Annotated in this window: 8 protein-coding genes; 1 reads left to right on the top strand and 7 read right to left on the bottom strand. The window is 42.0% G+C overall.

The features are described from left to right. The 6 genes from tssD to ACJ751_RS27675 form a co-directional block, all read right to left on the bottom strand. Positions 1 to 221, bottom strand: a 221-nt coding sequence (gene tssD / locus ACJ751_RS27700; protein ID WP_407748786.1) for a type VI secretion system tube protein TssD, incomplete at its 3' end; no start/stop codon positions are given. 285 nt (positions 222 to 506) lie between these two features. Further along, positions 507 to 1,058 carry a type II toxin-antitoxin system death-on-curing family toxin gene (locus ACJ751_RS27695; protein WP_407748785.1) on the bottom strand — a complete coding sequence of 184 codons (552 nt, stop codon included), beginning with the start codon at positions 1,056 to 1,058 and terminating at the stop codon, positions 507 to 509. Positions 1,059 to 1,119: 61 nt separating this feature from the next. Beyond that, positions 1,120 to 2,118 carry a RhuM family protein gene (rhuM, locus tag ACJ751_RS27690; RefSeq protein ID WP_407748784.1) on the bottom strand — a complete coding sequence of 333 codons (999 nt, stop codon included), beginning with the start codon at positions 2,116 to 2,118 and terminating at the stop codon, positions 1,120 to 1,122. A gap of 169 nt (positions 2,119 to 2,287) precedes the next feature. Next, complete coding sequence (locus ACJ751_RS27685) at positions 2,288 to 2,986, bottom strand: alpha/beta fold hydrolase (protein ID WP_407748783.1); 699 nt, start codon at positions 2,984 to 2,986, stop codon at positions 2,288 to 2,290. 47 nt (positions 2,987 to 3,033) lie between these two features. After that, the gene (locus ACJ751_RS27680) at positions 3,034 to 3,630 is read right to left on the bottom strand and encodes a Crp/Fnr family transcriptional regulator (RefSeq protein ID WP_407748782.1); all 597 of its coding nucleotides are present in this window, start codon (positions 3,628 to 3,630) and stop codon (positions 3,034 to 3,036) included. A 35-nt stretch (positions 3,631 to 3,665) separates the two neighbouring features. Further along, on the bottom strand, positions 3,666 to 4,286 hold the full coding sequence (locus ACJ751_RS27675) for an HAD family hydrolase (protein WP_407748781.1): 621 nt from the start codon (positions 4,284 to 4,286) through the stop codon (positions 3,666 to 3,668). 53 nt (positions 4,287 to 4,339) lie between these two features. Here ACJ751_RS27675 and ACJ751_RS27670 point away from each other — a divergent pair, with 53 nt between their 5' ends. Beyond that, complete coding sequence (locus tag ACJ751_RS27670) at positions 4,340 to 5,002, top strand: hypothetical protein (protein WP_407748780.1); 663 nt, start codon at positions 4,340 to 4,342, stop codon at positions 5,000 to 5,002. 24 nt (positions 5,003 to 5,026) lie between these two features. Here the strand turns inward: ACJ751_RS27670 and ACJ751_RS27665 are convergent. Beyond that, positions 5,027 to 5,569: mechanosensitive ion channel family protein (locus ACJ751_RS27665; RefSeq protein ID WP_407748779.1), on the bottom strand; the 543-nt coding region annotated here is incomplete at its 5' end.

Here is a 5,569-nt window from a genome sequence, read left to right as displayed (position 1 = left end):
CTTATAAAGGTGATCCTGCCACTTTTCTTTTGTTGTGTATTGATCATCCACTCAAATAAACTGGGGTGATTAATGCTTGACACGATAATATTAATAGTACCGCCCATCGGCCTCGATGCGGCCTTACCCGTTACATCAATGGATTGATTAAAACGAAAGGCGCAACGTAGCACATTGATCTCATCCTCATTCTGCAATTGCAGTTTGGCAATAAACGACATGGTAATAGTTTTTTAAAACAATTACAAGATTATCTGCAGGGCATACCCTACGCAGATACGTATATTATTTTGTACTGAAATGGTTGGCCCTCCGCGTCAACGGGGGGTGTGTAGATGTGCAACTATCAGAGATACTTAAAGCAGTAATGTTGTGCAATCAAATATATGTATTATTCGAATATATAATGCAGTTACCAGGTATTTTTTTTAAAGTACAAATTTGTACTCAACCCGGTATATATTTAAACCGTTTGTTGTCGGATAATTGGCTTGATGTGATCGTATTTAATTCCTTCCATTGATCAAACTCACCACCACCTTTATCATCATCTCTTTTTCCACCGGTTTACTTTCGGCAATCATCAGGGTAATAGCCACCAGGGCATTGTCTGCTATTCTTTTTGAACCATCGCGGCGGTACAGGATTTGGTTCTTTTCCATAAACCATACAAATAAAAAAGCAGCTATGCGTTTATTGCCATCCGAAAAGGAATGGTTCTTTACCACGAAATATAACAGGTTGGCGCCCTTCTCTTCGATACCCGGGTAAACGTATTGTCCATCAAAGGTTTGGTAAATAGCCGCTAATGATCCCTGAAAAGAATCATCTTTTTCATTGCCAAATAAAGAACTGCCTCCAAATTTTTCGCGCAGTCCGTTTATGGCCCACATGGCTTCTTCGTAATTTATTTTATATAACTCTTCCTCAGTTGTATCGCTAATGGCCAACACCTGGTGATCGTATTGATCCAACACATCCAACGCATAGGCGTAATCCGTAACCACTTTCAGCAGGGTGGCTTCGTCAGCAGGTGTGGCTTTAAAATTGTTGGTCATGTTTCAAAAATTCCTGAAAGATACTGGAATGCAACTGAACTGTTGCAAAAAATGCAACAGTTCAGCTATTCTTCAAATTGACCAAATTCACCACCACCTTTATCATCATATCTTTCTCCTCTGGCTTGCTTTCGGCAATCATTAAAGTGATAGCTACGAGTGCATTATCTGCTATCCTTTTTGAACCATCAATCCGATACAAAATATTGTTCTTCTCCATAAACCATACAAACAAAAAGGCCGCTATTCGTTTATTCCCATCTGAAAATGAATGATTCTTGATGACAAAATATAACAGATTGGCTGCCTTCTCTTCTACACTCGGGTATACATAGTACCCATCGAAAGTTTGATAAATTGCGGCCAATGATCCCTGAAATGAGTCATCTTTTTCGTTACCAAATAATGAGCTGCCTCCAAACTTATTCCGCAACCCCTTTATCGCTAACATAGCCTCATCGTATGTAATTATGTATAACTCTGCTGAAGTTGTATTTTGAATTTCAAGTACCTGGTGGTCATATTGATCTAACACTTCCAGGGCGTAGGTATAATCGGTGACTACTTTTAAAAGACCAGTAGCCTCTTCAGAAGTTAGTTCATGATTGTCAACCACATTGGCTAATAACCTTACGGTTTGTTTTAGCTCTTCCAGTTGCCTTGATTGTTCCCGTAAACGCTGCTCATTTACAGTATATCCTTTAACCAAATAGTCCTTTAGTACTTTATTGGCCCAAATACGGAATTGGGTGCCGCGTTTTGAGTTAACCCGATAACCAATTGAAACAATCATATCCAGGCTATAGCACTCTAAACTCCTATTTACCAACCGATTACCCTCTTTTTGAACTGTTCGGAAATTCCGAACAGTTGCTTTTTTCTTTAATTCGCGAGATTTATAAATAGCCATGATATGCTCACTTATGTTTGCCTTACTGGATCCAAAAAGTTCCACAATTTGGGCCTGACTTAGCCATACGGTCTCATTTTCCAATTTTACGTCAATAGACATCCTTCCATCAGCCGTCTGATACATAACAATCTCTCCTGTACTTTCCATACACAATGGTTTAATGGTTTCAAATGATTAATGCCAGAATCGATACTAATCATTTGCTGATAACCGATGAAATTCCCCCTATATAAAAACAGTCAGAGTTTCATTATAGACCAAACCGCTTTTAACTTTTTTGCCATAGTACAAAAATAACTTTTGAGGGTTCAAATTTTTACTCGCCCAACCACCCCTCCAACACCCCATTAAACTCCACCGGCCTTTCCATCATCGGCGCATGACCGCATTGTGCCAGCATTACCAGGGTAGCATTGGGCAAATAATGCTCAAACTCCCGGGCTACATGTGGCGGCGTTATTCTGTCATTATCGCCCCAAATAAGTAAGGTGGGTACTTGTATGGCAGGCAGCAGGTCGGCTACGTAATGGCGTTGGGCTGATTTGGCTGTGCGTACAATACTCATGCACTTGCGGGCATCGGTAGTAATGCCAAACACTTCATCAACCAGCGCTTTGGTGGCTACCGCCGGATCATAAAACGTATAGGCTACTCTTTCACTAATGTATTCATAACTGCTTCGGCGCGGATAACCGCCCATACTCGTATTTTCATACAAGCCTGAACTACCCGTTAAAATAAGCCGGCTTACATTTGCCGGATGGCGATGGGTATATAGAATGGCTACATGTCCGCCAAGGGAATTGCCAACTAGCACCACATTGGTAAGACTGTTCTTATCTATATAAAACTCCAGGTAATCGGTGAGGTAGGACAGCGGATCGTTGTTGTGCCGGTCAAAAATGGGCAGCTCGGGGATGTGTAATTCATAGTCTTCCTGAAAATGTGCTATTACCCCACGCCAGTTGCTCAATCCGCCAAACAACCCATGCAACAATACCATGCTTTGTTTCATGTTTTTTTCAGCAAATCTATCGGCATCGAAAACGCGTGGTCGTGATCTCAATCACAAAATTTACGGCCGGAGAGTAAGATCCTTGCCCGGCTTACTGCTTCGCGACTGATGTACAGGTACCGCGCAATATTGGTGAGCGAGATCTTCTCCACAATCGCCGGCCGGTGTTCCAGCAAAAACCGGTAGCGCTGGATGGGACTCTTTAATGAGAGTATATACTGGTGCTCGGCCTGCTGTTCCATCAACTCCTGATATAATTGTAAATTCACATGCAACAGGTTCCGGTGCTGATCGTACAATGGCTGCAGCTTTTTGGTATTAATGCGTAAGATCACCGAATCTTCCAACGCGGTTATGCAAACATTTGAGGGCGCTTTTTTATGAAAGCTTTCACAATTCGCCAGGAAATCATCAGTAAAACTAAACTTCACGATCTTCTCTATGCCTTCATCATTCAACAAACTGAATTTAAACTGGCCGCTCAATACAAATGCCGAATACCGGGCCACCCTGCCATATCGCAAAAAGGTTTCGCCCTTACGGATATACCGTATGGTAGCCAGGTTATCCAGGATCTGCCACTCTTCGGTGGTTACCTGCGGATACTTCTTACTCAGGCGCTGATAGTATGGGGGTAATTCCATTAGTTGTGTAAATAGGGAACCAAAATAATAATTTTCTACAAAAACGCCATCAACTGCTGGTAGCTGGTTATTTTTTTTAATCCGGGCATTGGTTCATATCGCTCATATTTGTCATACCACACTACATCGAGGCCCAGCTCCTGCGCTGCTTTTATTTCTGACTGCAGGTCGTCGCCAATTACCAACACGTCTTCTTTTGCATATCGATGACGAAGTATAATCTCAACAAACACATCTTTCTTTGTTTTGTTGGAAGTGGAAGGATCAACTATATGAATTTCCCGGAAGTCATTTTGCAAACCCATGCGGTCTACCTTGCTTTGTTGCATATTCGGAAAACCTGTTGTCACTAAATATTTATCAATAGGCAGTTGCCGCACCAGGGCATAATCTTCGAAGGGTTCAATGGGGGCATTGTATACCAATTGTTGTAACAACGCAATACTCTTTTTTGTAAGTTCCTCGCTAAACTGATAGTCGTTTGCAATGTGCTGAAAAGGCCGCCGCATTACTTCATCCCTGATCTTGTCCATATGCTGTAGTTGCGTTCCATCCTGTTCTAACAATTCAAACAAAGGCGCAAACAAAGTATGGCCAATGGTGTATACAGAATAGATGGTGTTGTCCAGGTCAAAGATGATGGCTTTCTTCTTCATAAAACGCCCTGTTTTTATAAATTTACGTAACTTGTGGTCATACCCTGGGTCCTATGCTACAATATGCTACTTATACTAAATTCTATTCGCCTGTTGATGCGCAATTCCTGGTCTCCCTGTTAGAAAAACATCATATTCCCTATACCATGGAGCATGAGGTGAACCAACTCGACAAGGTTTATCTTGGAGAACAGGCTGAGGCAATGTATGCGCTGCAAATCCCCAAGGAAAAATTCAACCACGTTAATCACCTGCTGGCCGAACAAGCCATAAAAGATATGGCTGAACCGGGTTTTGAACACCTGATGCAAACTTATTCTGTTAGTGAATTGCAGGAGATCATTCATCACCCCGATGGCTGGAACGCCTACGATCTGCAGGTGGCCACCACCATACTATCTGAAAAATTACAGGCGCCGGTAACTTTGCCTTCTATTCATACGGATAATTTTAAACCTGTACGGCTTGAGTGGATCTGGATCCTGCTGGGTTACATCGTGAGCCTGCTGGGCGCGACTTATTTCTTTTATCTGGCCATTGCCGGCTTCTTCAGCGGGCTTGTTGTTAACCAGGCTAAAAAAACGTTGAAGAATGGTACTACCGTAAAAATGTACGATCGATGGAGCCGTATGCATGGCCGCGCTATCATGATCCTTGCGGCGGTTTGCATGGCTATTAACTTCATTTTGTTAATGAATTTATTTAGAACCAGATAGGGAAATTATTTCTACACCTGCTTTTTAACTCGTTTTTACTTCGGGATTGGTGGTAAATGGCCCATTATTGAACAACAAGGTTTGTGTGGGTAATGCAAATGAAATATTCTCCTTTTTAAACGCATTCAAAATAGCCAGGTAAATAGCCTGTTGCCTGTCCATATACAAATTATAATCAGCGCTTAAAACATAATACACCACTTCAAAGGTGAGACTGAATTGACCGAATGCTGAAAAATGCGCGCGGTCGAATACGGTGGTTTCCTGGGTCTGAATGATCTCTTTTACCATGGCTGGCACCCTGGCCACTTTCTCGGGCGGGGTATTATACACGATATTGAAATTAAACACTACCCTGCGTTTTTCCATTCGTTTGTAATTGTGAATGCGGGCATTCACCAGGTTGGTATTGGAACAGATCAACTGTTCACCGCTTAACGTTCTGATGCGGGTACTCTTCACCCCGATGTATTCTATTGAACCCATTTTATCATCTACAATAATAAAATCGCCTACTTCAAATGGCTTGTCGAAGAAGATAACAAAATAGTTGAACAGATCGCCCAG

The sequence above is a fragment of the Niastella sp. genome (assembly GCF_045805085.1).
Taxonomy (GTDB): Bacteria; Bacteroidota; Bacteroidia; order Chitinophagales; family Chitinophagaceae; genus Niastella.
The sequence above is the reverse complement of the archived record's forward strand: the minus strand, read 5'-3'. Positions and strand labels throughout refer to the sequence as shown.